The sequence below is a fragment of the Paenibacillus sp. F411 genome, assembly GCF_017582705.1.
Classification (GTDB): domain Bacteria; phylum Bacillota; class Bacilli; order Paenibacillales; family Paenibacillaceae; genus Paenibacillus_AQ; species Paenibacillus_AQ algicola.
Map to the genome: position 1 here is coordinate 170,321 of NZ_JAGFIP010000005.1, position 26,190 is coordinate 196,510.

The 26,190-nt window shown below is 51.9% G+C and carries 27 protein-coding genes and 2 riboswitches; of the genes, 8 read left to right on the plus strand and 19 right to left on the minus strand.

Annotation, left to right across the window (positions count from 1 at the left end):
• Positions 1 to 79: 79 nt before the first annotated feature.
• Positions 80 to 224: riboswitch (cyclic di-AMP (ydaO/yuaA leader) on the minus strand.
• 314 nt (positions 225 to 538) lie between these two features.
• Positions 539 to 2,197 carry a CPBP family intramembrane glutamic endopeptidase gene (locus tag JJQ72_RS07690; RefSeq protein ID WP_208203280.1) on the plus strand — a complete coding sequence of 553 codons (1,659 nt, stop codon included), beginning with the start codon at positions 539 to 541 and terminating at the stop codon, positions 2,195 to 2,197.
• Between the two features lie 149 nt (positions 2,198 to 2,346).
• Here JJQ72_RS07690 and uvrC read toward each other — a convergent pair whose 3' ends face one another.
• Together uvrC and trxA are read right to left on the minus strand one after the other, a co-directional pair.
• Positions 2,347 to 4,437, minus strand: a complete 2,091-nt coding sequence (uvrC, locus tag JJQ72_RS07695; protein ID WP_208203281.1) for an excinuclease ABC subunit UvrC — start codon at positions 4,435 to 4,437, stop codon at positions 2,347 to 2,349.
• A gap of 98 nt (positions 4,438 to 4,535) precedes the next feature.
• Complete coding sequence (gene trxA / locus JJQ72_RS07700) at positions 4,536 to 4,853, minus strand: thioredoxin (RefSeq protein WP_138226905.1); 318 nt, start codon at positions 4,851 to 4,853, stop codon at positions 4,536 to 4,538.
• 224 nt (positions 4,854 to 5,077) lie between these two features.
• On the opposite strand from trxA, the gene JJQ72_RS07705 reads away from it, so the two are divergent.
• Positions 5,078 to 5,233 (plus strand): YqzM family protein, encoded by a 156-nt coding sequence (locus tag JJQ72_RS07705; RefSeq protein WP_208203282.1) that lies wholly within the window; start codon positions 5,078 to 5,080, stop codon positions 5,231 to 5,233.
• Positions 5,234 to 5,320: 87 nt separating this feature from the next.
• Here JJQ72_RS07705 and dnaI read toward each other — a convergent pair whose 3' ends face one another.
• The 3 genes from dnaI to JJQ72_RS07720 all read right to left on the minus strand — a co-directional run bounded on the left by dnaI (position 5,321) and on the right by JJQ72_RS07720 (position 8,339).
• The gene (gene dnaI / locus JJQ72_RS07710) at positions 5,321 to 6,283 is read right to left on the minus strand and encodes a primosomal protein DnaI (protein ID WP_208203283.1); all 963 of its coding nucleotides are present in this window, start codon (positions 6,281 to 6,283) and stop codon (positions 5,321 to 5,323) included.
• Between the two features lie 49 nt (positions 6,284 to 6,332).
• Entirely contained in the window at positions 6,333 to 7,838 is a 1,506-nt protein-coding gene (locus JJQ72_RS07715; RefSeq protein ID WP_138226907.1) for a DnaD domain protein, read from the minus strand.
• Positions 7,839 to 8,039: 201 nt separating this feature from the next.
• Positions 8,040 to 8,339: a YuiB family protein gene (locus JJQ72_RS07720; RefSeq protein ID WP_138226908.1), complete on the minus strand. Its 300-nt coding sequence runs from the start codon at positions 8,337 to 8,339 to the stop codon at positions 8,040 to 8,042.
• Between the two features lie 195 nt (positions 8,340 to 8,534).
• On the opposite strand from JJQ72_RS07720, the gene hemQ reads away from it, so the two are divergent.
• Positions 8,535 to 9,284 (plus strand): hydrogen peroxide-dependent heme synthase, encoded by a 750-nt coding sequence (hemQ, locus tag JJQ72_RS07725; protein WP_208203284.1) that lies wholly within the window; start codon positions 8,535 to 8,537, stop codon positions 9,282 to 9,284.
• A 327-nt stretch (positions 9,285 to 9,611) separates the two neighbouring features.
• Here hemQ and JJQ72_RS07730 read toward each other — a convergent pair whose 3' ends face one another.
• Positions 9,612 to 9,854 (minus strand): hypothetical protein, encoded by a 243-nt coding sequence (locus tag JJQ72_RS07730; protein ID WP_208203285.1) that lies wholly within the window; start codon positions 9,852 to 9,854, stop codon positions 9,612 to 9,614.
• Positions 9,855 to 11,045, minus strand: a complete 1,191-nt coding sequence (locus JJQ72_RS07735; RefSeq protein WP_208203286.1) for an NAD(P)/FAD-dependent oxidoreductase — start codon at positions 11,043 to 11,045, stop codon at positions 9,855 to 9,857.
• Positions 11,046 to 11,403: 358 nt separating this feature from the next.
• Between JJQ72_RS07735 and JJQ72_RS07740 the strand changes: the two genes are divergently transcribed.
• Positions 11,404 to 12,402: an NAD(P)/FAD-dependent oxidoreductase gene (locus JJQ72_RS07740; protein ID WP_208203287.1), complete on the plus strand. Its 999-nt coding sequence runs from the start codon at positions 11,404 to 11,406 to the stop codon at positions 12,400 to 12,402.
• Between the two features lie 131 nt (positions 12,403 to 12,533).
• Here the strand turns inward: JJQ72_RS07740 and sda are convergent, their stop codons facing one another.
• Together sda and JJQ72_RS07750 are read right to left on the minus strand one after the other, a co-directional pair.
• Positions 12,534 to 12,677 carry a sporulation histidine kinase inhibitor Sda gene (gene sda / locus JJQ72_RS07745; protein WP_138226916.1) on the minus strand — a complete coding sequence of 48 codons (144 nt, stop codon included), beginning with the start codon at positions 12,675 to 12,677 and terminating at the stop codon, positions 12,534 to 12,536.
• Positions 12,678 to 12,978: 301 nt separating this feature from the next.
• Positions 12,979 to 13,641, minus strand: coding sequence for a YheC/YheD family protein (locus tag JJQ72_RS07750; RefSeq protein WP_208203288.1), 663 nt, complete (start codon positions 13,639 to 13,641; stop codon positions 12,979 to 12,981).
• A gap of 228 nt (positions 13,642 to 13,869) precedes the next feature.
• On the opposite strand from JJQ72_RS07750, the gene JJQ72_RS07755 reads away from it, so the two are divergent.
• A complete protein-coding gene (locus JJQ72_RS07755) occupies positions 13,870 to 14,079 on the plus strand; it encodes a hypothetical protein (RefSeq protein ID WP_138226918.1) in 210 nt (69 codons plus the stop codon).
• Positions 14,080 to 14,412: 333 nt separating this feature from the next.
• On the opposite strand, the gene JJQ72_RS07760 is transcribed toward JJQ72_RS07755, so the two are convergent.
• Positions 14,413 to 14,772, minus strand: a complete 360-nt coding sequence (locus tag JJQ72_RS07760) for a HesB/IscA family protein (RefSeq protein ID WP_138226919.1) — start codon at positions 14,770 to 14,772, stop codon at positions 14,413 to 14,415.
• 436 nt (positions 14,773 to 15,208) lie between these two features.
• On the opposite strand from JJQ72_RS07760, the gene mqnE reads away from it, so the two are divergent.
• Both mqnE and JJQ72_RS07770 read left to right on the plus strand, forming a co-directional pair.
• Positions 15,209 to 16,315 carry an aminofutalosine synthase MqnE gene (mqnE, locus tag JJQ72_RS07765; protein WP_138226920.1) on the plus strand — a complete coding sequence of 369 codons (1,107 nt, stop codon included), beginning with the start codon at positions 15,209 to 15,211 and terminating at the stop codon, positions 16,313 to 16,315.
• Between the two features lie 111 nt (positions 16,316 to 16,426).
• The gene (locus JJQ72_RS07770; protein WP_138226921.1) at positions 16,427 to 17,485 is read left to right on the plus strand and encodes an NAD(P)/FAD-dependent oxidoreductase; all 1,059 of its coding nucleotides are present in this window, start codon (positions 16,427 to 16,429) and stop codon (positions 17,483 to 17,485) included.
• Positions 17,486 to 17,542: 57 nt separating this feature from the next.
• On the opposite strand, the gene JJQ72_RS07775 is transcribed toward JJQ72_RS07770, so the two are convergent.
• The gene (locus JJQ72_RS07775; protein WP_208203289.1) at positions 17,543 to 17,779 is read right to left on the minus strand and encodes a DUF1450 domain-containing protein; all 237 of its coding nucleotides are present in this window, start codon (positions 17,777 to 17,779) and stop codon (positions 17,543 to 17,545) included.
• Positions 17,780 to 17,860: 81 nt separating this feature from the next.
• Here JJQ72_RS07775 and JJQ72_RS07780 point away from each other — a divergent pair, with 81 nt between their 5' ends.
• On the plus strand, positions 17,861 to 18,106 hold the full coding sequence (locus JJQ72_RS07780) for a NifU family protein (protein ID WP_138226923.1): 246 nt from the start codon (positions 17,861 to 17,863) through the stop codon (positions 18,104 to 18,106).
• A gap of 65 nt (positions 18,107 to 18,171) precedes the next feature.
• Here the strand turns inward: JJQ72_RS07780 and JJQ72_RS07785 are convergent, their stop codons facing one another.
• From JJQ72_RS07785 to JJQ72_RS07820, 8 genes are all read right to left on the minus strand, one after another.
• Positions 18,172 to 18,948 (minus strand): SDR family oxidoreductase, encoded by a 777-nt coding sequence (locus JJQ72_RS07785; RefSeq protein ID WP_208203290.1) that lies wholly within the window; start codon positions 18,946 to 18,948, stop codon positions 18,172 to 18,174.
• A gap of 154 nt (positions 18,949 to 19,102) precedes the next feature.
• Positions 19,103 to 20,260: an NAD(P)/FAD-dependent oxidoreductase gene (locus tag JJQ72_RS07790; RefSeq protein WP_208203291.1), complete on the minus strand. Its 1,158-nt coding sequence runs from the start codon at positions 20,258 to 20,260 to the stop codon at positions 19,103 to 19,105.
• Entirely contained in the window at positions 20,253 to 21,005 is a 753-nt protein-coding gene (locus JJQ72_RS07795; RefSeq protein ID WP_208203292.1) for a methyltransferase domain-containing protein, read from the minus strand. The genes JJQ72_RS07790 and JJQ72_RS07795 overlap by 8 nt, the downstream gene beginning before the upstream one ends.
• The gene (locus JJQ72_RS07800) at positions 20,992 to 22,155 is read right to left on the minus strand and encodes a type III polyketide synthase (RefSeq protein ID WP_208203293.1); all 1,164 of its coding nucleotides are present in this window, start codon (positions 22,153 to 22,155) and stop codon (positions 20,992 to 20,994) included. Before JJQ72_RS07800 ends, JJQ72_RS07795 begins: the two co-directional genes overlap by 14 nt.
• A 221-nt stretch (positions 22,156 to 22,376) precedes the next feature.
• Positions 22,377 to 23,222 carry a MetQ/NlpA family ABC transporter substrate-binding protein gene (locus JJQ72_RS07805; RefSeq protein WP_208203294.1) on the minus strand — a complete coding sequence of 282 codons (846 nt, stop codon included), beginning with the start codon at positions 23,220 to 23,222 and terminating at the stop codon, positions 22,377 to 22,379.
• A 49-nt stretch (positions 23,223 to 23,271) separates the two neighbouring features.
• The gene (locus JJQ72_RS07810) at positions 23,272 to 23,940 is read right to left on the minus strand and encodes a methionine ABC transporter permease (RefSeq protein ID WP_208203295.1); all 669 of its coding nucleotides are present in this window, start codon (positions 23,938 to 23,940) and stop codon (positions 23,272 to 23,274) included.
• A complete protein-coding gene (locus tag JJQ72_RS07815) occupies positions 23,940 to 24,959 on the minus strand; it encodes a methionine ABC transporter ATP-binding protein (protein WP_208203296.1) in 1,020 nt (339 codons plus the stop codon). The genes JJQ72_RS07810 and JJQ72_RS07815 overlap by 1 nt, the downstream gene beginning before the upstream one ends.
• A gap of 116 nt (positions 24,960 to 25,075) precedes the next feature.
• Positions 25,076 to 25,220, minus strand: a riboswitch (SAM riboswitch).
• A 118-nt stretch (positions 25,221 to 25,338) separates the two neighbouring features.
• Complete coding sequence (locus JJQ72_RS07820) at positions 25,339 to 26,058, minus strand: Cthe_2314 family HEPN domain-containing protein (protein WP_138226930.1); 720 nt, start codon at positions 26,056 to 26,058, stop codon at positions 25,339 to 25,341.
• Positions 26,059 to 26,190 lie beyond the last annotated feature (132 nt).

Below are 26,190 nucleotides of genomic sequence, written 5' to 3' on the forward strand. Positions count from 1 at the left end.
TTCCGTTTCACTTTGCTCACCTCTTAAAAATGGCACATAAAAAAGACACTGGAAATCCAATGCCTTTTTATCGCGTTTGGGTCCCTGTGCACACAGCCTACGAGGTTAGCTGACGGATTCGGGCATATCACAGGCTGCCCTATTCGCTTCTCCTGCAAAAAGCGAAATTCACCCCAATTACATGGTTCCCCCGTTTTCTTATCGAAACTCGGCTGATCTATTCAATTATCGTCATGACGTTCTGACATGATGTGATTATAACGCATGCAGCCAGGGAATATCCAAAACCGTTTTTGACGGAAATCCATGTAAAAAGGTTCAAATTAGCCATATTCCAGAATCACAGCATCCCCTTTTCTGAGGTTTTCGAAATCTTTCCCGTGTTTTCAGTTTTTTTCAAGCTATTTGAAGGTTTCCTTCCTTGGACCATGCGCCCTTATTTGTGCTCCCGGCATCCCAGCCTATATACTTCTAAATAACAAAGCCTTCAACAGAGTCATCAAACTGAAAATCCATTTCGCAATAAAGGAGGGACATCATGAATCGGTCAGGCTCCCCGCTGGTCCTTAGGCCAGATTTCAAGCCCTTGCTCCTGATGGCTTTGGCCGGCTGTATACTGTTTCTCGCCCTGCAGGTGTACCCTGCACTATATTCCGGGGCGTCAACACCCCAGCCCATCGACAAATCCGAAGCAGCAGCGGCGGCACAGCGCTTTTATACCGAACAGATGACGCTGAGTCCCGGCAGCAGCCAAGAGCCCTTAGTGACATATACTGCGCGCTCTGAGCTTTACGGCTACCTGATGAAGGAGAAGCTGGTGCAGCTCTATGACGAACAATTCAAGGAGAAATATCCTTATGAGCTGTACCGGGTCACTCTCGATCAAGGAAATAGCAATGCCATCCATGTCGATGTCAATATGCATACCGGAGCAATTGCCGGCTTCACCTACGATTCGCAGGACTCCGGCTATGAGGGCGCCATGCTGCAGGAGGGCCGGGCGCAGCGGCAGCTACTGCTCCTGCTCGAAGGAGAGCTGACGCTTGCGGAGAAGCAGGCTTTAGCTGCCCCTTGGGTACAGCGCGCAGGCTATGATCCCGAGCAGCTGACGATGGTCACAGGCAAACGTGAGCCCGGGCTGATCTACCGGGACCCTGATGCTAAGGCCGGGGATGCGGTGCTGCAGCTTGCCTTTACTTTTGAGAACGGACAGCTTCGTTCTTTCGAGCCGGCTTTTGCCGCTCCTGAATCTCATCTGGCTTATGTCGATCAGCAGACCATGGCTGCCGTGCTGCTTACCTTGCTGGGCTACGGGCTGTTCACCCTTCTCCTGGGCATCCTGGCCGTCATTTACAGCGTCAGAACCCGGATGTACATCTCCTGGAAGCGAGGCGTTCTGCTTGCAGTCATCGTGTTTGTAACGCAAATGCTCAATGTGTACAATATGCTGCCGTCCTATGAAGCTCAAGGGATGTCGGAGACCATGATCGGCGGGCGGCTTCTCTTCTATGCCGGCTACTCCCTAGTCTTTTCGGCCCTGGTCTACTTCTCTCTTGCCGGGGGAACAGGGCTGTGGCTCAAAGAGGATGGCTTGAATCCTTTTCCCGAGGTCCGTGAGACCGGTTATGGCCGCTATGTATTGCAGAGCATGAAGCTGGGTTATGTATGGGCATTTATCTTGATGGGCGTGCAGTCAATTATTTTTGTCGTTCTCGGGCTGACACTGAACACATGGTCAACCATTGACGCCAGCCAATCTCCCTACAATATGCTGTATCCGTGGCTGTTCCCTCTGATGGCATGGTTTGCCGGCATCATGGAAGAAACCGTATACCGCCTGTTTGGCATTAAGATGCTGTCCAAGATATTCCGGAGCACGCTGGCCGCAAGTCTGATTTCGTCCCTGATTTGGGCGTTGGGGCATACGCTGTATCCTATTTTCCCAATCATATCAAGGCCGATCGAGCTCATCGTTATCGGTTTACTGTTCAGCTTTATCTTTCTGCGGTATGGATATTTGGCGGTCATGTTCTCCCACATCGTCTTTAACAGCATCCTGATGGGCTTCAGCCTGGCGATGATGAATGGAACAGGGAACATACTCACAGGCATCTTCTACATGCTGCTGCCAGCCATCGTGGGGTATCTGATCCATGTCTTCCATCGTCCGAAGATCCTTCCCGGCCCCGCAGCATAAAGCGATTCATACAGCACTGCGATGACACTATAAAAGAGGCTGTCTCTTTGAATCAATCCAAATAAAGACATGGAGGAGCTGGGCTAACCGCCCTGACTCTTCCATGTCTTTATTATTAATCTTGCTTTGGCGAGACGAATTCATCCTCTCTATTCGTTTCCGCCATCGGTCTGCATCTCGTCATTCAACGCCTTCAGAATCTGCCTCGCCAACTTGTCGCCAATCGATAACGGGCGGAAATCCTCAATACTGGCTTCCTTGATCTTCTTCACCGAGCCGAAATGCTTCAGCAGCAGCTTGCGCCGCTTCTCGCCAATGCCGGGAATGGCATCCAGCTTCGAGGTGACCATCGACTTGCCCCGCTGCTCGCGGTGAAATGAGATGGCGAACCGGTGCACCTCATCCTGAATGCGCTGCAGGAGATAGAACTCCTGGCTGTCCCGCGGCAGCGAGACTGGCTCCGGCGGGTCACCGACCATCAGCTGAGCTGTCTTATGCTTGGCATCCTTGACCAGACCACAGACCGGGATAAAGAGCCCCAGCTCGTTCTGCAAAATGTCAGACGCTGCCGAGATCTGCCCTCTGCCACCGTCCACAACGATCAGATCCGGCATGGCAAGATTCTCCTTCAGCACTCGTTCATAGCGGCGCCGGATCACCTCGCGCATCGTCTCATAATCATCCGGCCCCTGTACGGAGCGTACCTTATATTTACGGTACTCTTTTTTGTCCGGCTTGCCATCAGTGAATACCACCATCGCCGAGACCGGATTTGCTCCCTGAATGTTGGAGTTATCAAACGCTTCGATCCGGTGCAGCTTCTCAATACCGATGACCTCACCGAGATTGGCAGCAGCGATCGTGGTCCGCTCTTCATCCCGCTCAATCAAGCGGAATTTCTCGTTCAGCGCGACCTTGGCGTTGTCCACCGCCATGCCAACCATCTGACGCTTCGTGCCGCGCTGCGGCACATACACCTTGACACCAATCCACTGCTGCAGTGCTAAAGCCGCTCCTGAGGGCTCCACCGCACCGGGACGGGCGATCTGCTGCTGCAGCGGATTGTCCTGCAGCGCGTCCTCCTCACTCTCCGTTGCTTCCGCTTCTAATGCTGCTTCGGCCGCCAGCGGCTCCTTTGGAACCGGAACCATAGATTGCAGCGCCGCCGCACTGACAGACGCTGCAGCCTGCTGCTCCGAAGAGGCTTCAGCTGTGCCAGCCGCCTCCCCGCCTTCGGAAGGCTCTCCTCCAGCCTGCTCCGAGGCCTCCACGGGATAAGGAAGCAGAATCTCTTGCGGCAGCGCCGGATTGTCGCTGTAATACTGGGCTACGAAGGACAGGAAATCACTGTAGGCTTCGCCGTAATACGGGAAAGCCGACGTGTTGCGCTGAACCATTTTGCCCTGGCGCATATAAAAAATCTGCACACACATCCAGCCCTTGTCTGTCCAATAGCCGAACACGTCCCGGTCCCGGGTATCTGCGGTCGTAATTTTCTGCTTCTCCATGATGGCATCAATATGCATAATCTGATCCCGAAGCTCTTTGGCCCGCTCGAAGTACAGCTCCTCAGCAGCCTCCTGCATCTTCCGCTGAAGCTCCTTCTTCACTTCCTCATGCCCGCCGCTCAGAAAGCCGCGAATGTCGTTCGTAATATCCTCATAAGCCTGCTGCGGAATGTCCTTCACACAGGGCGCCATGCACTGGCCCATATGGTAATAGAGGCATACGTCCTTTGGCATGACGTCACATTTGCGGAGCGGATACATCCGGTCCAGCAGCTTCTTCGTTTCATGGGCCGCATAGGCATTCGGATAAGGGCCGAAATATTTTGCTTTATCTTTAAGCACCTTCCGCGTCACAATGAGGCGGGGGTGCGGTTCGTGAGTTATTTTTAGATAAGGATAGGTCTTGTCGTCCTTAAGCAGAACGTTGTAACGCGGCTGATGCGTCTTGATCAGGTTGCACTCCAGAATCAGAGCCTCCATGTTGCTGCTCGTCACAATGTATTCAAAGTCACGGATCTCCGAAACGAGCCGCTGGGTCTTGCCGTCATGACTGCCGGTGAAATACGAACGGACCCGGTTCTTGAGAACCTTCGCCTTGCCCACATAAATAATGGTGCCTTCTCCGTTCTTCATCAGATAGCAGCCTGACTGGTCAGGCAGCAGCGCGAGCTTGTTGCGAATCTTCTCCATGGCCTTCTCCTGTTCCTGAAGCCTACGCGCAAAGTCCTCCATCCTTCTCCTCCTCTCCAAGGGGGGAAATCACACAAAGCGCCTCCGGCAAATCAATACCGAAGGCGCTGTATGAGTGCTTGCAAGTCTCAGCGTTATGCTTATTGGTGCTTCGCGATAATGCCTTTCAGAGCTTCCTTGGAGTTGAGCCCTACTACTTTATCGACAGGCTGGCCGTCTTTAAAGAAGATCAGCGTAGGAATACTCATTACGCCAAAGCGGGATGCGGATTCTGGATTCTCATCCACATTCACCTTCGCAATTTTCACATCATCACCGAGGTCCTGGGACAACTCATCCAGGATTGGAGCCAGCATCTTGCAGGGACCGCACCAAGGCGCCCAAAAATCAACTACAACCGTTCCTTGACCTTCTACTTCGTTCGCAAAAGTCTGGTCGGATACATTGACGATAGCCATGAGTTTCTCCTCCTTACTGTAATATCGTTTCAGTCGGTGCTTAAACTATTATGTCTAAGCCGGCCCCCATAGTATACCACACTCTTCTGCCGATTGCGAAATCAGGAAACGCACCCGGCTGTGCCGATATTCTTTACAAACTTGCTGCCCACCCAGTATACTACTAGTAACAACCGTATGCTGGCGGAGAGACCGCCATCGTCGGCAGTTTAGGAGGCAGCACCATGGACGCTAACGTGCACGTAGTAGATCCTCGGGAGCATGTGAATGAAGAACCCCGCAATGACTTTTTCGACCTGATGCTCGGCTTTGGGGGCATGTTTGTCCTTATGCTCGTTATATTCTTCGCAATGGTCATTGTAAAGTTCATCATCAGCTAAACGCTCAAGAGTCCCAAAGAAGAAGGTATCCCCGGCCTGATCCAGGCCTGCGGGATACCTTCTTTTTTGGGGGATAGACAGAAACGCTTAAGATCTCCTCATATTTCCGCGCTGATTCTCACCAAATAGCTGTATCTCATCAACAAACGGCGCAATCCGGTTCATCAGGCGCTGTCCTTTATGGCTCTCTTCGCCGTCCTTGCTGGTGAAGCTCAAATGCTGCTCCAGTCCGTCCAGCCGGTAATTGGACGTATAAAAGGTCGGCTTGCGGTTCATGCGAAAGTTCAGGATCGAGCCCAGCACATGATCTCTGACCCAGGGACTCAGGTTCTCTGCCCCGATATCATCAAAGATAAGCAGGTCACAATGCTTCATCACCTCAATGCTTTCCTTCAGCTTCGCACTCTCCTGCAGCATCGACTTGATATCCTCCACGAAGTCAGGCATATATACGATAACACCGGTGTGCCCTTCCTTCGCCAGCTCATGCAGCAGATAGCACATGAGAAACGTCTTTCCGGTTCCGAAGGAGCCGGTCAGATACAGCCCCCGGGGCGACAAGCCGTTCTCCTTCGTATCCCGGATGTAACGGAAGACCTGATTCACCGCCGGGGCGCGAAGCCGATCCTTCGACATAATCTCAACCTCGTTATAGCCTTCCTCCAGGGCCCGCTCGTCCACATAAAAGCTGCGGACGCGCTTCTTGATCTGCTCCTCATTCATTCGGGAAATCTGAAGCGCACAAGGCGTCTTCCGCTCGTAAATCTCTGCCTTGCCGTTAACCGTCTGAATATCCAGGCTGCTGAAATGCCCTTGAAAATCATTCGGACAACGCTCCAGGCCCGGACAATGCTGACAATGGTCATGGTCCTTGGTATATTGATAGATCCGGCTCAGGTTCCTGTTGATCGCCTGCTCATCCAGCTCGGGATGCTCGGCCTTCAGGCGGAGCACCAGCGGATGACTCAGAATCCGGCCCAGAAGCTCGTCGGATCTGCGGCGGAAGGCCGGACTTTTCATACTGTCGAGCAGCTGTCCGAGGGATTCCATCGTCATCACCTTCTTTCATAGGTTCATATCATGCATTTGAGCTAACGCCCTAGCCTCTCTTCTTGGAGGTCTGCATCTCGGCAGCCAGTCTTAGCATTTCCTCATACTCCTCTTCCGTAACGCTCTCTCCGCCGGCAGAGGTCTGAGCAACCGGAATCTCCGGCTTGCCCTTCCCCCCTTTGGCGTATGTACGCGTGCGTGAAGCGGCAGCCGCTTGCTTGCCCTTGCTCTTGGCCTGGTCGCGGATATACTGGACGGCTTTCTCATAGGTGTCGACCTGCTTGAGCAGCATGTTGGAGGCAATCGCCTCGACAAAGTTCCGGTTGATCCGCTGGTCGCCGCCTGCAGCAATTAAAGACATCAGATAATGAATCAGAATATTAATAACTTCGCCCGGAAGCTTATAGCTATGGTCGATTTTCTCGAACATATCCATGAAGTGAGCCGGCACCGAGCCCGGAAAAAAGGTCTGCAGCAGCCGGGTATACGGTTCATTGCGAAGCATCATATTATATTGGTGAATATCACACTTGGACTGAAATTGCAGCGGAACCTCCACGTAATATTCGCTCTGGACTGCATGCTCCTCTGCCGGCACGTCCTGATCGGCGCTCAGCTCCTGATGCAAAGCGACCACCTTGCCTGCGGTCACCTGACGCTTCTCCTGCAGCTTCATGCCCTGACGGAAATGAAGACTTGCCTTGTGCTGGAGATCATCGAGCATAACCTCACCCTGACTGGAGAAAATCCCATCTTCATCCAGCAGACGGCATAAATCCTGCACATTCAGGTCATACTTGCGGACTACATAATTGACGACACCCAGCTGTTCATGGTCATGGCGCAGCCGTTCCACAAAGACGCGGTTCCGCGATTCACGCGGAAAGCGCAAAATAATGTCCGCATAATTCAATCCGCCTTCTCCCGCAGAGACTACAGGAACCGCCTGCTTGCGCGGCGTCTCCACCTCGGTCAGCGCCTGCTCGAGCTCGTAATCAATCACATGCGTATTCAGCTCAAAAATATCATAGAAAGGAACCGAGATGTTCTCCTTGTTGAAGGAAACGCCAGTCCACTCCTGCGGTTCCTTGCTCCACAGCTGCTCCCGCAGGGCAAGCACGGCGAATTTGCCGACCTTGTCACGCAGCAGCAGTGTCAGATGCTGTGTATTAAAAAATTCCGAGGGCGACAATGGTGTCTGCAGCTCGTACTCATATATATAATCGTCATTTTCCGGAGCATAAAGCCGGCTCGTCTGCAGCAGCCCTACCGCCTCCAGTTTGGAGGTTTGCTCAATCAGGTAGCGGCGGCCCTTCTCGCTGGGCTCCAGGCCAAGCGTCAGAAACAGGCGGCGCTGCTGATCAATCGGGGAGTACCCCACCTTTTCCAGCGGCACATGTGTGCACAGCAAGCGGTACAGACTGATGGCGAAGGCGCCAACCATCGGTTGATAAATGGAACTGAGCATTTTGTCATCCAAGCCGCTCAGGCAGAAGTCGCGGTACACGCAGTAACGGTGATTCTCGGTATAATGCAAAAAATTAGTCATGCGCATGGTGTAAGCTCCTTCCCCGTCTTTTTCGCCAAGAACAGGTCCCGGCCGAAAATAGACTGCCTCTATTCTATCATAAATACAGAGGACGATATCTGTTAAATCCAACTAAATTCTATGAAACCACCTGTGAAAAAAGAAACAAAAACGACCCGCCCGAATGGGGTGAGCCGCCAATGACATCAGACACAATCCAACATTACCTTAGAACATCTTAAAGCCCTTGACGCGCAGGACATGAATCGCCCAGCCGCTCAGCACCGCACCTGCCAGCCCCGCAATCCCGGTCAAATAATCCACCAGGCCGTACGAGCCGATATGGCTCAGGAACGTGGTCTCGCTGGAGTTCCACATACTGTATACTACCACCGGCAGAATGACAAGCACGAATAGATAGCACGGAAACCAGGTCGTCTTCATCAGCATGTTCAATATAAAGCCAATCCCGAACATCATTACAAAAAATAATATCATCAGTACCAACACGGGGATCAATTCAAGCATTGCCGACCTTCACCTCTTCTTTATACCGCCGCAAAACCGGACGGACTAGTTAGTAGTTTACTAAAAAAAATGTCGCTTATCAACGAATATTCCATGAATAGATTGTGTCAGGGTTTGCCCTTCAGCCCCTCCTTCGCTACAATGTAGGAAGATATGCCTGACCTAACCATTTCACGATGAAACAGGAGTGATCATATGAATGAAGCTGCCATGACCCTGGAGGGCTGGTACGCTCTGCATGATTTTCGTTCCATCCATTGGCCGGCCTGGAAGGCCGCGGATGAAGAGGAGCGCGCAGTTGCGCTGGAAGAGCTCAATGAATTTCTTTCCGCCTGGGAAGCCACCGGGGAGAGCAAGCAAGGCAGTACTGCTGTATACACGATTGTTGGACAAAAGGCTGACTTCGTGCTGATGCACCTTCGCGAGACGCTGGAGGAGCTGAACGAAATCGAAAATGCCTTTAACAAGACGACGTTTGCCAAGTATACGACCAAGGCTTACTCTTACGTAAGCGTAGTGGAGCTCAGCAATTACCTGGCCGGATCTTCCGGCGGCGATCCGATGGAGAATCCGCATGTGATTGCCCGCCTGAAGCCGGAGCTTCCCAAGTCCAGGCACATCTGCTTCTACCCGATGAACAAGAAGCGGGATTTGCAGGACAACTGGTACATGCTCAGCATGGATGAGCGCCGCACGATGATGCAAAGCCATGGCCTGATCGGCCGCGGCTATGCCGGTAAGGTGAAGCAGATTATCACCGGCTCGGTCGGCTTTGACGACTGGGAATGGGGCGTAACCTTGTTCGCAGATGATGCACTTCAGTTCAAGAAGCTTGTATATGAGATGCGCTTTGATGAAGTCAGCGCGCGCTTCGGCGAGTTCGGTCCGTTCTACGTCGGCAACCTGCTTCAGGCCGATGACTTTAACCAGCTGATGAAGGTTTAGCACTTGCATGAACTATAAAGAGGCTGTCCCAAAAGATCTAGGGTCTTGCGGGATGGCCTCGTTTGTTGTTGCGAGATGCCATGCGCGAGACGAAACGTTCCTCCCCTCGCTGTTGCCCCCAAATTTCTTTGAATTTATTCTGGCAAGGGAGATTTGCTCAAGAAGGCGGCAATAGACCGAAATAAAGACATGGCGGTGCTGGGATCACCTCCCTGACTCCGCCATGTCTTTATTTTTTGCTTCAGATCTCACTCAAGTGAGCTGCCTCGTTAAACAAGAATCTACTTTGGGGACAGCCCCTTTATCATAGCTTATCCAACGTTCATTCTAATTCTCGTCCTCACGAAGAGACTGAAGATATTCCGCGGTAGCCGCATCCCTCGCCCTGCTCTTCTCCTTCAGCCGCTCGATCGCCGGCATAATGAGCAGGTCCACCTCCTGCTGAATAGAGTAGGCGAGGTCATAGCGCTCCTGGGATTCCAGATAGAATCCGACCTCCATGAGCGCGTTATAACGGTCCAGCTCCTGCCGCTCCAGCAATCCGCGTACCTGTACACTGCAATGTCTCATTTATAGAAACCGTCCTTTTTTGAGTACGAGCGGAATGCCGCCGATCATAAACAAATACCGGAGATCCACCAGCTTCTTCAGCTGCGCTGCCTTCCAGCCCTGATACTGCTTGCTTCCCACGACGCCAATGCCCTGTCCCTTGCCCAGGGAAGCTACGGTGCCCTTGTGCTGGTACTGGAACTTCCGCAGCACCTTGCCGCGAATAGTAGCCACAATGTTCTGTGCGCAGCAGATGCCCTGCTGGATGGCCATCTGAGCCGTTGGCGGGTAAGGGCGCTCCCCGTTCAACACCAGGGAATTGTCACCGATAATATAAATATGATCATGCCCCGGTGCCCGCAGATATTCATCCACCTTGACCCGGCCGCGCATCGTCTCAAGTCCGGCAGCTTCAATAAGCCGGTTGCCCCGGATTCCTCCCGTCCACACGACCGTGTTGGAACGAAGCTCCTCTCCGGTGCTTAAGACGACGCCATGCGGAGTACACTCCTGAATTGCGGTGCCGAGCTTAAAGGTAACGCCTTTACGCGTCAGCAGCTCCATTGCGTAATCCACCAGCTCCGGCGCGAAGCCCGGAAGGGCCGAAGGGGCCGCCTCGACATTGTAGATATTGACCAGTGCGGGATCGACATCATATTCCTTACACAGCTTCGGGATGCGGTCCGCAAGCTCCGCCACAAATTCGATGCCGCTAAAGCCTGCACCGCCCACAACGAAATTAATCCGCTCCTGCGGCCGGCGTTCATTCTTGTAGAGCGCGAACTGATGCTCGATATGGGAGCGGATCAGCCGGACCGAGTTGATGCTGCGGATGGACATGGCATGCTCTGCAAGTCCTGGAATCCCGAAGGTTTCGGGCTCACCACCCAAGGCAATGATGAGATAATCATAGGAAAGGGTACCATCCTCAAGAATGACCTTCTTGTCATGGAGCCGGATCTCCTGTACAGAGGATTTGACCAGATCAATCTTGAACTCGTCGATCAGCTTCGAGATGGATACTCTGGTGTTCTCGATGCTGTCTGTTCCTGCAGCGGGCATATGCAGATGGGTCGTTATATAATGATAGTCATGGCGATTGACCAGCGTGACATCTGCTTCATTATAATTCAATTCCTTTTGCAGCCGCTGCGCTGTTAAAATGCCGCCGTAACCCGCTCCAAGGATTACGATTTTCGGTATGCTGCTCATCTTCCTGCTCCTTCCAAGCTTGCTTATCTATATAATTGGATTTCAGAAATATACGTTTGGTACCCTGTGATATAACATAAAAAAATAGAGAGCTCTGGATTAGAGCCCGCTGAGATTGACACATGATGACGCAAGTTATCACGTTAATCATAGACAGTTTCAGAACAAAGATCAAGCGGTAATTTAGCTAGGAAAAACCACCCCAGCTTGCATATGCCGGATTATCATTATAGGAAAGCCTGCTTCCATCCCGTGAAAGCGCCTCCCCTGCTCCTTCGGCTTTCTTTGAGGGGTAAAGAGCATTATAATAATGATGAATTGCTGGAATGGTTTATAAAAAAAACGGAGGTGTACCCCCATGACAGATATACCGCAGGAGTCAATGACCGACCTGCTCATTATTGGAGGAGGCCCGGCAGGCATGTTCGCCGCATTTTATGGCGGCATGCGGCAGGCCTCGGTGAAACTGATCGAGAGCATGCCTCAGCTCGGGGGACAGCTGTCTGCATTATATCCCGAGAAGTATATATATGATGTCGCCGGCTTCCCGAAAGTGACCGCTCAGGAGCTGGTTAACAATCTATCCAAGCAGATGGATCATTTCGATACCGATATCCGCCTTGATGAGAAGGTCCATACGGTGGAGAAAGCCGCGGAACGCCATTTTATCGTCAAGACGGATAAGGGCGAGTATCACGGTAAGTCTGTGATCATTACGGCCGGGGTTGGCGCCTTTGAGCCCCGGCGCCTGGAGCTGCCGAATGCAGCCGCTTTTGAAGAACGCAACCTGCACTACTTTGTCAGCGATTTGAGACGCTTTGAGGGCAAGAGAGTGCTGATCAGCGGCGGCGGAGACTCTGCCGTTGACTGGGCCTTGATGCTGGAGCCTTTGGCTGCGCAGGTTACCCTTGTACACCGCCGGGATAAGTTCCGTGCCCATGAGCATAGCGTAGAGCGGCTTATGAGCTCCAGTGTACAAGTCATTACCCCTACCGAGATTACCGCGCTTCACGGTGAGGACCAGATTACGAAGGTGACCCTGACTCATATTAAGAGCAAGGAAGAGCAGGATATTGAGGTCGATGATGTAATTGTCAATTTCGGCTTTGTCTCTTCGCTTGGCCCTATTACAGAGTGGGGTATTGCGATTGACAACAATTCCATTGTGGTCGATTCCCGGATGGAAACGAGCGTATCCGGCATTTTCGCCGCCGGGGATATTACCAGTTATCCGGGCAAGGTTAAGCTGATCGCAGTTGGCTTTGGCGAGGCACCGACGGCTGTAAATAACGCGAAGGTTTATTTTGATCCGGACGCCCGGCTGTCTCCGGGGCACAGCACCAATATGAAGATGTAAGGACACAAAAAAGGTATCTTTCTTCTGCAGGCCCAAGGCCAGCGGCATGAAAGATACCTTTTCTATGAGGCAACAGAATGGAGCTATTGCCATAGGTGCTGCTCTATATATAGTAGGTGACTGCCGGCGGACTAATGCAGGAGCATGATGGAATCGGTGTTGAGGTTCCGTTTCTGGATCTCCGCCATCAGAAGAGATATGAATTCCCGTTCAAGCTTCAGTTCTACCGCCATATAGTAGGAATCCAAAAGCATCTCATCCGTTAACATAGCCATCAGAATACACCCCTTCCTCAATTTTCCTGAATTCATCATATCAGACATTGGATGACAGAACAACCGTTCGTCTATCCACAAGGCATTGTGGAAATCCTGTGCACAAAATGTTGGTAACTATCCCCAACCTGCATGGAACTAAAGTGGATTATGGGGATATTATTTATACACAGGCTGCGGCCGTCCGTGGGTCTCCAAAAAAAATAATAGATTTATATATTATATCGGCAAGCTAGTATTCTTTTGTTATTACCCGAAAGGGGAATCAAGTAAACAAAATTGGAATTTTTTGATGAAATCATCAGTGCGGACGAGTATTTACCTCAAAGATCCAGATGCGTCCTTCGGTATCAATTCCATAATCAAAGCCCAGCTCTCCTATACCTGGAAAATGCTTCTCCATCACTTCAATGCCGATCCGTGTCAATGCTCGAAGATCCTTTCTGATCTGCGGCACATTAGCCTGTGGCAGTGAAAGGGCGATAGCCCGCCTGCCAGGAAGCATCGTTCCGCCTTTGCATAAATTGGTCACGAATAGCCCTCGCCGTGCCAGCCGCCCTACCATTGCGCGGCATGCCCAGGCGCCTTTATCTTTTACCACCTTGACCCGGTAGTCCAGCGGCCGGCCCTGAATAGTGGCCAGCTCAATACCCTGCTGGATCAAATAGGCTCTCCTGAACCGGAGTCTGGAGAGGAGCCGAAGCAGCTCCGGGAAGGCGCTGACATGGCGGCTTACTCTCTGATGCCTGACGCTGTAGCCCTTTTCGTTAGACTGGATCAGGATCACCCCGTTCCCGCCTGTACCGACGACCGGCTTGATTACCACCTTCCCATGCTTTAGCAGCATGGAGTTGAGTGCCTCCGGGGATAATGCCTTCGTTTCCGGGATATATGGAATTAACCGCGGATCGCTCCGCAACGCTTCGGTCTTTAACCACTTGCTGGCCAATTGTCTGGCTGCCATGCCCCGACACCTCCTCTGAAGTAGACTGACTTGCTCTACGCTAGAAAGCTGATGCTATATTTTACTCAGCCCCGCCCTCTTCTTCTTGGATGATTGTCCCGCTATCCCTAATTAATCACCACAGCGGATCAGGCTGTCTCTTTCCAAACCCTGCAATCTGTCGTATAGTATTATGGAAGCTTTACGCGGAGCATCATGCTGGATTTTTAGTAAGGGGAGGCATTTACATTGGAGGCTTTTTTCACTGTTCTATACTGGATTGCCATGATTGGCATGTCATTATCTCTGGCCGCCATTACCGTATTCATTTTTGCCATCGGCTTTAAATTTCTGAAGGACAAGCGCAGAGGCCTCGGAGCGGGCTGCATCGCTTTTTCATTAGTAGCTGCATCCATGGTGATCTTTATGCTGAATGAGAAATTCTTCTTCGCTTCATAAGAAAGAATACGACCCCCGAAGGATTATGCTTCAAGGCTGAAGCGCAATCCTTCGGGGGTCGTTTTCATTTACTGCGTCTTACGTTGAAAAAGTATCTATTGAAGAATTATTGCTTGCTCAAAGGTAAGAGGTGCGGAAAGTTCTTTCCAGTAGTAACACTCTTCGTACACTTCTTTAACGACATAAAAACGACCTCCATAACGGTTATTTTACCGTCATAAAGGCCGTAATCCACAATCCCTAAACGTTAAATTTAGGGTTGTTATTATACCAAATCGCCATTGAGGACTGCGTTTTTACAGGTACAATCCGCACTTCCCCGGAAAGCGCGTCCTAGCAAGGCTCCTCGCTCGGCTTGCCCGCATCGGTTGCTGTACGGAAGGAGCTTCCGCAGCCGCAGGTCACGGTCGCATTCGGGTTATGAATGGTGAAGCCGCCGGTCATTCCCGACTCTTCAAAATCAATTTCCAGGCCGTTCAGATACTTCACGCTTTCCTTATCGACCACCACTTTAAGGTCCTGCACATCCATATATACATCACTTTCCGTCTCGTCGTCGTCAAAGCCCATGGCATAGGAGAATCCGCTGCAGCCACCGGAAGTCACGCCCAGACGAAGGAACATATTCGGTAATTCCTGCTCAGACAGCATCTCTTTCAGTCGCTCTGCTGCTGATTCGCTGATTGTAATCATAGGTATCCCTCCTTTTCGCGTTTCATGTCTTAGTATACTCCAGATTACGACATCCCTCAAGCCAGGGTCTCCCTGTCTACACGGCATCTCTAATGACTTTAAACAAGGATCATGCTTCCCTTATGGCAAGCCAGCTTCTTCATCGTTTTCCTCTTGGTTTGTATTGCTCCATGCAGAGGTCGGGTTTATAATAGGGAGGAAACTTGAGAGGTCGAAGGCTGGATTACATGCCGTTATGCTCCCCAGTTTGCCCTGAGCCCATGGGCTGCGGCTGGTCTATAGTTGTATATTTTTTCACATATTATTGTAAATATAACGACTGCCTCCCATTGGTTGATGTACTTAGACAGCAGCGCGCCCGTGACGCGCACCAAGATACACAGATCTCCATCATGAAGGCATGCTTCGGGATCTGTCATAAGGAGGAAGGTATAGAATGTCTACCCTGATAAGTCCGGCCATGGACAAAAGAATGGCTGAGATCGTAGAAAAAGTTCAAAACGGAATCCGTCTCGATGTGGAAGACGGTGTATATTTATACCAAACGGATGACCTTTTAACCCTGGGACAGCTGGCTAACGAAGCCAATCTGCGTAAAAACGGGAAAAAGGTTTATTTTATTGAGAACATGAGCCTGTATTTTACCAATGTGTGTGAATCTCACTGCGCCTTCTGCAACTTCCGAAAAGATCAGGGCGAGGAAGGCTCGTACACCCTCTCTGGTCCGGAGATGATTGAGTACGTCGAGCAGCATTTTCATCCGGGAATCCGGGAATTTCATATCGTTGGCGGGCATAATAACCATGTTCCGTTTCAATACTATGTCGATTCCTTGAAAGCCCTCCATGAGCGTTTTCCAGAGGTTACTTTGAAGGCGTATACGGCTGCAGAGATTGAGTTCTTCACGCGAATCAGCGGACTTAGCATTGCCGAGGTGCTTCAAGAGCTCCAGAAGGCTGGGCTGAAGTCATTGACCGGCGGCGGCGCTGAGATTTTGTCCGATCAATACCGTCAAAAAATGAAAGTAGATAAAGCAAATGTCGATCAGTACCTGGAGGTGCACCGGACTGCGCACCAGCTCGGGATCCGCACGCACACGACGATGCTGTATGGATCGATCGAAAGTCATGAGGACCGGATTCGCCATATGATACAAATTCGCGAGCTGCAGGACGAAACGAACGGCTTCATGGTGTTCATTCCGCTCTCTATGCAGCCGAAGAATAAGAATGCGGGCATTATGCGCCGCAACTCCGCTTATGAGGATCTGAAGACCATCGCGATCAGCCGCCTGATGCTGGACAACATTGATCATATCAAGGCGTACTTCATTAATATTGGTGCCCAGCTGACCCAGGTGGCGCTGAGCTTCGGAGCCTCCGATGTGCATGGTACGATCCTGAAGGAGCGCATCAGCCACGCAGCCGGTGCCCTGACCCCGGAAGGCTTGACCCGCAAAGAGCTGGTCTGGCTGATCAAGGGTGCAGGCCGCATCCCGGTGGAGCGCGATACGTTTTACAATGAGATCATGGTTTACGAATAAGCCGTTTATCGCTGCTTCATGCGGTTAAGAAGAAGTATAAGGACACCCCGGCCAAGGCACAGGCACCAGGATGATGACTGCAAGCTCTGGCCGGCAGAAAGGAAGACATATATGAAAAAGCTCGTCATACTCGGCGGAGGCTACGGCGGTCTTGCCTTGATTCAGGAATTATTCAGCAGCTATCTTCCTCATGACCTGGAGGTTGTGCTCATTGACCGCATGCCTTATCAGGGACTGAAAACGGAATATTACGCACTGGCGGCAGGTACCGTTGCAGATACCGAGCTCCGCGTCCAGTTCCCTGAATACGATAAGCTCACGATTCATTACGGAGAGGTTACCTCCATTGATCTGGAGCACAAACGCATTCACCTTCACCAGGAGGACCCGATGGAGTATGATCAGCTCGCCATTGCGCTGGGCTGTACAGATCAATACCACGGTGTGCCGGGTGCAGCAGAATATACGTGCAGTCTCCAGTCCTTCTCGGGGGCGAGAGAGTCTTATCTTCGCTTGAACAACCTGAAGCCCTATAGCCAAGTGCATATTGTGGGCGGCGGACTGAGTGGAATCGAGGTCGCTGCGGATCTGAGAGAGAGCCGGCCTGATCTGAACATCGCCATTCTGGACCGGGGTGCCCGGGTACTTTCTTCTTTCCCGAATCGCCTGTCGGCCTATATTCAGCGTTGGTTTGCCGAGAACGACGTGAACATTCTGTCCGGAGTATCGGTCTCACGCGTTGAACCGAACATGGTATATAACATTGAGCAGCCGATTGCCACAGATATTACGGTATGGACCGCGGGCATCCAGCCGGTCGAGGTCGTGCAGAAGCTGGCATTGCCGAAGGATCGAAGCGGGCGTGTTATGCTGAATGAATGGTACCAGGTACCTTCACACCCTGAGGTTTATGTCATTGGGGACTGTGCCAGCCTTCCGTTCGTGCCAAGTGCTCAGGCAGCTGGCGCCCAGGCAGAACAGATCGGCCATGTTTTGAAAGCGTTGTGGAATGAGGAGAAGCCCAAGGTTCATCCTTTGAAGCTGAAGGGCACCCTCGGCTCTCTGGGCAAGCGTGCAGGCTTTGGCCTGATGGGCAAGACCTCCGTCATCGGACGAGTTCCCCGCCTGCTAAAGAGCGGCGTGCTGTGGAAGTCCAAGCGTCATTTCTAATTCGGCTCTTTCGCAGCTGAATGCGCCGCCAAGTCAAGGAACAGGGAGCTCTTCCTGTTATTTCGTTTCCAGCTCCCGCAGCCGTTTCAGGACAGCAGCATATAGCTCTTTCGCGGTTGGCGCTTCTACTTCCTCGTTGTTGACAAGCGCAAACGGTGTTTGGTCACATTGGCCGCAGCTCGTCAGGCATCCGTATTCAATGATGCTGCACAGTCCCTGCTCTTCTAGCGGACGCAGCGCTCGATCCGTTCCATAACTGGTGTTGCCGGCACAAAATTCAACAATTCTTTTCATTTGTAACAACCTGCCTTCAGATTGGCATTTTAATTTTCATCTATTTGTACTATAATATATGGAGGAAAGGAGTTGATCAAGATGAGCGAGAACACACAAACCACCGTTTACGATGAAGTGGCAGAAGTGCTCGATAAGCTTCGTCCGTTCCTGCAGCGTGATGGCGGTGACGTTGAGCTGGTCGACGTTGAAGACGGTATCGTTAAGCTGAAGCTGGTAGGTGCCTGCGGTAGCTGCCCAAGCTCCACGATTACACTGAAAGCCGGTATTGAGCGTGCACTGGTTGAAGAAGTGGAAGGCATTGAGGAAGTTGTTCAGGTATTCTGATCCATATAAGCTGAAGAGCCTTGGTCCATAACGGATCAAGGCTTTTTTTATTCTCATGTATGGATTCAGGACTGTGAAGCAATCTTGGGTCGAATAGGGTCCAGGCCGCCGGAAATATCCATAATGTTGCCGGTAATGAAATCGGAATGATCCATGCACAGAAACTCAATCACCCGTGCGATATCCTCTCCGCTGCCAGAGCGTCCGCGCGGGGTATCACTGTCGCTAATGCCAGCCACCTCAGCGATACTCTTCTCTTTGTTCGCTCCGCGAATATCACCAGGACAGATCATATTGACGGTAATCCCGTAAGGAGCCTCTTCAACCGCCAGCGTTTTCGTAAATGAAACCAGTCCGACCTTCGCTGCTGCATATACAGATCTGTGTGGCCAGGAACGGGCTTCTCCGGCATGACCAAACCCGAAATGAATGATCCGTCCCCACTTCTTCTCCCGCATAGACGGCAGTACCATATGATCCAGGAGCATCACTCCCGTCAGATTGCCGTTCACCAGATGAATAATTTCCTCGGACGTATATTGCGAGAACAATCTCCGCTCGCGGATAAATGGTCCCGCATTGTTCACCAGAATATCCACCGTACCCAGGTGCTGCTCAGTTTCCTCAGCCAGATGCTCCAGATCCTCCTGCTTTGCGACATCGGCCCGGACTGCAATGGCTCTGACACCGAGAGCTTCGATCTCGCTCTTCAGGACGTAAGCTTGTTCTTGACTATTCACATAATTGATAGCAATATGGCATCCCTGACGGGCGAGGGATAATGCTGTCATTTTTCCCAAACCGGTTGCACTGCCCGTAACCAGCGCTACTTTTCCCTTCAAAGGTCCTTCCTCCTCCGGCTTAGTCTCTTCTTCATTCTCAGTATAAAAGATTTCCTGGGAACGCTCAACAAACGCTCCATAAAGTCAATAAAGGCATGACTGCCGGCTTGCTGCTCGCGGCCAGTTCATGCCTTTATGATTGATGAGATCCCTGCTATGCATTTCGGCTTAACAAGCCGGTTTCCGGCAAGCGGGTCGCTTTAACGAGATAGGAGGAGATAACCGGAAATCTCTTCGCCAGCTCGGGATACCAAACATTCGTTTTGGCAAACGCAAGCCGTTGAATCATCCGCGCCCGCCGCAGCAGGCTGCCGAATTGGGCTTCGGCCTCTCTGGTGTAGCCGCTTCTCCATTCCTCCAGAGACAGCTCCCCATTGAGATACTGACTGGTCAAGCGGCTGCACAGCAGTGAGGAGCGCAGTGCAATCGACATACCGTCTCCACACAGCGGAGGAATCATCATCATAGCGTCCCCGACGTGCGGAAAGTCTGACCAGGGCTCAGGGGCATCCGATAGACGCACGGGGGCAATGGAAACCTGCGTGCCTTCAACGGGAACGGCCTCCTGAAGCCTGGCTGCCAGCTTGGGATTAGACTGGGCGGCAGCCTGCAGAATGTCCTGCACGGATTTACCGGCAGCCTGCACAGATTTCAGGGTCAGCAATGCCGCGATGTTTACTTTTCCGCCCTCAATGGTATTGATTCCGGTGTAGCCCCCCTCGCAAAAATACAGCTCTACCTCCGGTCCTAATGTGAGCCCCGTATAATGTGATTTCACACCGACATAGACCGTCTGATCTCTGTACTGATCCTCGGTATTGGGAACGAATTTCGGCTTTCTAGTTCCGTGGGCAGCAATCACGGCGCGAGTATGGTACAGCACCTCCTCCTCACCGGTCTTGATGCCGATCTGGTAAGTTCCATCCGCGTCCTGCACAATGGAGGTGACGTTACTCTTCGTCCGTATTTCTGCGCCTGCAGCAAGCGCTCTTGCATGAAGCAATGTATCCAGCTCATAGCGGCTGATGCCCCAGGCCTCACCTGGCAGCGAGGCTTCCATCTCCCCGCCTTGGGGCATCACGATTCTTGCTTTGGAGATCGGACTTGGTGAGATTAATGTCAGCTGGGGCACAATCCCCAGATACTCCAGCATCTCTTTCGTTTCCGGTGACATAAATTCACCGCAGGTCTTATGCCGGGGGAATTCCTGACGATCCAGCAGCAGCGTACGATGGCCCTGCTGCGCCAGCTGTATAGCCGTGCTGGCTCCGGCAATGCCTGCTCCAATAATAACGGCGTCCCAACTATGCATATCCGATTCCACTCTCCTTTCCTACCGGCTTCAAGGGATGCGGAATGACTACCGCATAGCGGAACAGAGGCTTCCAGGAGAACGTCATCGTTTCATGGTTCAGCCGGCGCTTCAGCTCCTTCCAGTCTCTCGCAGTAAATCCCTTGGCTACGGACAACGGGCCGTCATGCCGAATGTAGCGGTTACGGGAAATCAGCCGGGTTGTCAGCCAAACTGCAGTGTAGGAAACCTGATGCCTGTGAATATCATTGATCACAACACCATACCGGGAGGCGCGAAGCATATGAGAGACGATGTCTACCAGCTCATCCCCGTCAAAATGGTGTACGAATTGGGAGCCAGTAACAATATCAGCCGAGGCATCCGGAAGATCGCGCACGTCCGCACGCTGAACCTGAATCCGCGGCTCATCCTTGAACAAGGCCGCGGCTTCCTGGCACGCCTCTTCGGTGAGGTCGACAAGAATAATATGCAGCTCCACTCCCCGGCTGTCTGCCCATTCCAGCAGCTTCCGATTGACGTCACCGGAGCCTGCGCCTACATCCAGAACACTCAAGGACGCCGGGCTGCCCATCATTCTCCACAGCTTTTCCACGCCATAGCGTGTCGGTCCGGGAGCCGCGAATATTTTGTTCAAGCGCCTTAAATGCACCAGCGCCTCGCTCAGCTCTGCCCCGCCCATGGAGAAGTCATCCATTAACTCGTCTTCCTTCGCCCGGCTCGATAAATTCCTAAAGATAGACATGGTCCGCCTCCGACTCGGATGCCACCTTTGCCGCAATATATTCAAAGCGCATAAGCTCGGCTGTCAGGCCAGGGCCGAACGCCATGGCTACTCCGTTCTGAGCGGCGCTGCTTTGGGCTTTAAGGTCCCTGCGCATGGCAGCCAGTACGAAGAGAATGGTACAGGAGGACAGATTCCCGGCGGTACGCAGAATCTCGCGGCTGAACCGGGTTTGATCCTCCCGTAGACTCATTACCTCTTCCACGGAGTCCACAATGCCTCTTCCGCCAGGGTGAATGGCCCACAGTTCAGGAAGCTCCTCTCCTTCAAAGAGACGCTCCATTTCCGGAGCAATATATTGTCCCAGCAGTCTCGGAATCCGCGGCGACAGATATAGATCAAAGCCGAAATTGCCAACCTCCCAGGTCATATCCTCTGTCGTGTCCGGCAGCAGCACTGAATATCCTCTGCCCAGCTGGAAATAATGGCGGCTGTTTTCATCTGCGTGGCCAATGACGCAGGATGCCGAAGCATCGCCGAAGAAGGAGGCCGCAAACAGAGCTTCCTTCTCCATCACAGGCTGGAAGTGCAAGGTACACAGCTCTACGCAGACGACAAGCACAGTCGATCCCGGTGCTCCCTGCACGACATCCCTTGCCATCTGAATCGCTTTGAGACCTGCAGCACAGCCCTGGAAGATAACCGGCAAACGATTAACCCTTGGCGACAGGCCCAGCTGGGAGATCAGTGTCACATCAAGGCCTGGAAGGTATTGCCCCGTACAGCTGACTGTAATGAGATGGGTAATGGATTCCGGATGCGTACCTGCATCCTTCAGCGCTTTCTGGGCAGCTTCAAGAGCGAGCGGAGGCGCTTCTCTTTTATATGTATCCATCCGTTCTTCTGTGGTCGGTATGCCGCTGGCATCTCCGGTAGGAAGATACTTGCAGTCCTCCGCAGCTCCTGTATAGCTCGGCTCTACTGTATATCGGGTATCCACTCCGCAGGAGTTAAAAATCCTTCTTGCAAAGCGCGCCAGATCCGGCTTGTCCTGCAGATGGGAAGTTAGCAGATTGGTGATGTCAGGCTGAGGAACCTGATGAGCCGGCAGCGCTGTACCGAATCCCAGGATTGAGGCTTGCTGTGGATTTGTTTGAGGATTAGGGTTCATGAAAATGACCTCCTGAAATATGAATTCGTCGTTACCGTAAACAAGCTTCTCGCCAACGATAAGCCTAATGACTTTATTATGCCGTTATTGAACCTATTTACCCTGAACCACTTAAAAGGAATCTCACCCACTATAAAAAATACAGCGACTCCGGAAAGTTTCCGGGCCGCTGTATGCTCATTTCCATGAATTTGTTGGATCGACATCTGGCTTTTGCCGTTTTAGAATGCCGGGATAATAGATCCTTTGAACTGCTCTTCGATAAAAGTCTTCATCTCTGCCGAGGTCAGTGCCTCTGCCAGCTTCTGAATCGCTTCGGAATCCTTGTTGTCCGAGCGGGCAACAAGCAGGTTGGCATAAGGGTTATCCTTGTCCTCGATGACCAGCGCATCCTCCAGCGGATTCAAGCCCGCTTCCAGCGCATAGTTCGTATTAATGACTGCTGCATCCATCTCGTCGAGCATCCGGGGCAGCATCGCTGCATCGACCTCTTTAAACTCCAGGTTTTTCGGGTTGCCGGTAATATCCTTGGCGGTTACAGCCAGATTGCTGTCATCCTCCAGCTGAATAACACCATGCTTGGCCAGCAGAAGCAGGGCACGTCCTCCGTTTGAAGGATCGTTTGGAATGGCAATGACTGCACCGTCCTTCAGATCGTCCAAAGACTCTACCTGATTGGAGTAAGCTCCCATCGGCTCCACATGCACCGCAGTAACTGGAGCGAGATCGAAGCCGCGCTGCTCGATTTCGCCATCCAGATACGGCTTGTGCTGAAAGAAGTTGGCATCGATTTCTTTCTGGTCGGTCTGCTGGTTAGGCTGGACATAATCCGTGAATTCGATAATTTCAAGCTGAATGCCTTCTTGCTCCAGCACCGGCTTGACGTGCTCCAGAATTTGCGAGTGAGGCTGTGGCGATGCCCCTACACGCAGAGTGACGGTTTCACTTGCTGCTCCGTCTTTAGCTCCGGCATCCGAGCCGGTGCTTTCTTTTTCAGTGTCTGTCCCGCAAGCCGCAAGCACCAGAAGCATAGCCAGGGCCAAGATCATTACATTCCATTTTTTCATCTCGTTATATCCTCCAATATTTATAAATTTCACTTTTTTCTGCTTATGCCTACTTCCGGGTGTAATGCCGGACGATTCGGTCGCCTGCCATCTGCAGCAGCTGTACCAGCAGAATCATCAGCACAACCGCTACGAGCATCACTTCGGTTTCATAGCGGTTATAGCCGTATTTGATCGCGAGATCCCCCAGCCCGCCGCCGCCGACAAGACCGGACATGGCGGTATAGGACACCAGAGTCACGATCGTAATGGTCACCGCCGCGATCAGGCCTGGCCTGGCCTCCGGAAGCAGCACTCTCAGCACAACCTGCTTGGTTGAGGAGCCCATTGCCTGAGCGGCCTCAATAACGCCTTTATCCACCTCGCTCAGTGCGGTTTCTACAAGCCTTGCAAAGAAAGGCGCTGCCCCGATCACCAACGGGGGAATGGTTCCGAGCACCCCATAGGATTGACCAACAATGACTTTCGTAATCGGAATCAAGGCCACGATCAGGATAATGAATGGCACGGAGCGCAAAATATTGACTACGAAGGAGAGAACACTGTATCCTGCTCTCGCCCATCCTGACGAGGATCTTGACCACATGTACAGCATCACACCGATCGGCAGGCCGATCAGCACCGCGAACACGGAGGAAGCCAGAAGCATTCGCAGGGTGTCCAGCGTGGCTGTCAGTACTTCTTCCCAATCCACCAGGGTAAAATCCAATCCGAGCATCAGCCTGCCACCTCCACATCAAGTCCTTCTGCCTGAAGTGCCGCAATCGTGGCAGCTACCGCCTCCGGCTGGCCTTCAAATCGAACGATCAGCTGGCCATAAGGGGTTGCCTTGATCGTTGAAATCTTGCCCTGCAGGATTGCAAAAGCGACGCCGGTTTCTTTCACGGTCTGGGATAGAGTGGACTCGTAGGTTTTTGGCCCCAGAAACGTAATTTTGACTGTCTGGCTGTGGGACCCTTGAGAAGAAGCTCCCTGCTCGTACAGCGCCTCCGGAATAAATCCTTGATCCTCCCGGATAAAATCACGGGTAACCTCGTGCTTAGGTCGAAGAAACACTTCCGTGACCGGCCCCTGCTCCACAATCCCGCCCTGATGAATGACAGCAACCCGGTCACAGATGCTTTGAATAACATGCATTTCATGAGTAATGAGAACAATCGTGAGCTGAAAGCGCTCGTTGATGTCCAGCAGCAGCTTCAGGATGGAATCCGTCGTCTGCGGATCCAGTGCCGAAGTGGCCTCGTCACATAGCAGCACCTCAGGATCACTGGCCAGTGCTCGGGCGATGCCAACCCTCTGCTTCTGTCCCCCGGACAGCTGTGCGGGATATTTATTGCGATGCGCCTCCAGACCGACAAGCGTCAGCAGCTCACTGACCTTCCGTTCAATTTCCGCCTTGGGCGTCTTGATCAGCCGAAGCGGAAACGCAATATTGTCATACACCGTCGCTGAGGAGAGCAGATTGAAATGCTGAAAGATCATTCCGATACGGCGGCGCTCCTCCTGCAGCTGTTTTTTGCCGAGAGCTGTTAATTCGACACCGCCCACCCAGACCTCTCCCGAGGTCGGACGCTCCAGCAGATTCACGCAGCGAATCAAGGTGCTTTTCCCAGCTCCGGAATGCCCGATCACTCCAAAAATCTCGCCTTTCTGTATAGATAAATCGAGGCCTGACAAAGCGGTTGTCAACGCACCCGGTTTACCGTAATGCTTCGTAAGCTGCTTCAGCTCAATCACAGGCTGTACACTCCTTCCCTTCACTTCATTTTAACCAAAAAAAAAGAGAGCCCTATGGATTCCTCAGATGCAGAATCAAAAAAGGGCTCTCTTCGCTAACGAAAGAAAGATGCCTTGTCTCATCTGCCAAGACTGCGCTGTCGCTCAGTCTTGAAGGAATTAGCACCATGACACCTCTGATTCCCGCGGTATGCTGACCGTGACTCAGAAGTCGGTTGCCGGGCTTCATCGGGCCTGTCCCTCCGCCTCTCTCGATAAGAAAACATCGATATGAAATTATAATTTGATCGTTTTCAGAAACTATTCATGAATGCAATAGTTAGTATATGCCGTTTTCATTCTAAAGTCAAAAGGAATTTTAAGGAAATTTAAACCCGCTTTACGCCTTCATTCCTCTTTCAGACCAGAGCTTATTGGTGTAGTGATAGGACGCAGCCAGTGTCTTGCACACCATATCCAGCCCCTGTTTCAGATCATCCAGATGCTGATCCAGATCCTCCAGCTCCACCTTGTCGTTGAGACCCTTATGGCGCTGCCACAGATCATCCTGCATCTCCGAATTCATGTAGTGCACCTCGGCGTTACGGCGTTTGCGAAGCACGGACATCGGATTGCGATAGCTGTCCTTGATGGCTTCCAGCTCTCGGGATAAATCCTCATGGGTTTTCAAATATTTAAACTGCCGCAGCACCGTAAAATAACTGAAATGCGCCTTAACCTTAGACGTATTGAGATCATAAAGGTCATTCAGCACGGTTCCGAGCTTGTCGAGAATGGAGAAGACCCGGATAAATGCATTTTTGTAAAAGTAAACGTAACGGCCGTACTCTCCCTGCTCCTGAATGGACAGCTCATCGACATATCCTGCCTTGACCGATTTACGAAAATGTCCTGCTGCAAAGCAGCTTTGCTCCAGCTCATCCAGGGACACAATCAAGCCGCGCGTCCAAATCTCCAGCTTGCGGAAATCATGCGTGGGGTCTTGGTTCTTGTCAATTTCCTTCTGCAGAAGCTGTGTGGTTGTTACCATGGTTTCTATCGCATCTTCCATGAGCCCGTGATTAAGTCTAGGCTCCTCCCCAAGCAGTATTCGAAGCATGGCGTAACCTCCCTACGTTCAAGTTCAAGTTCATATAAGACGCGGCAGCTGGCGTATCGAGCGATGTTTTATTAAATATAAACAGATCTCTGGAGGAACTAAACCACTGCAGAGAGGATATGGAGCCCCACC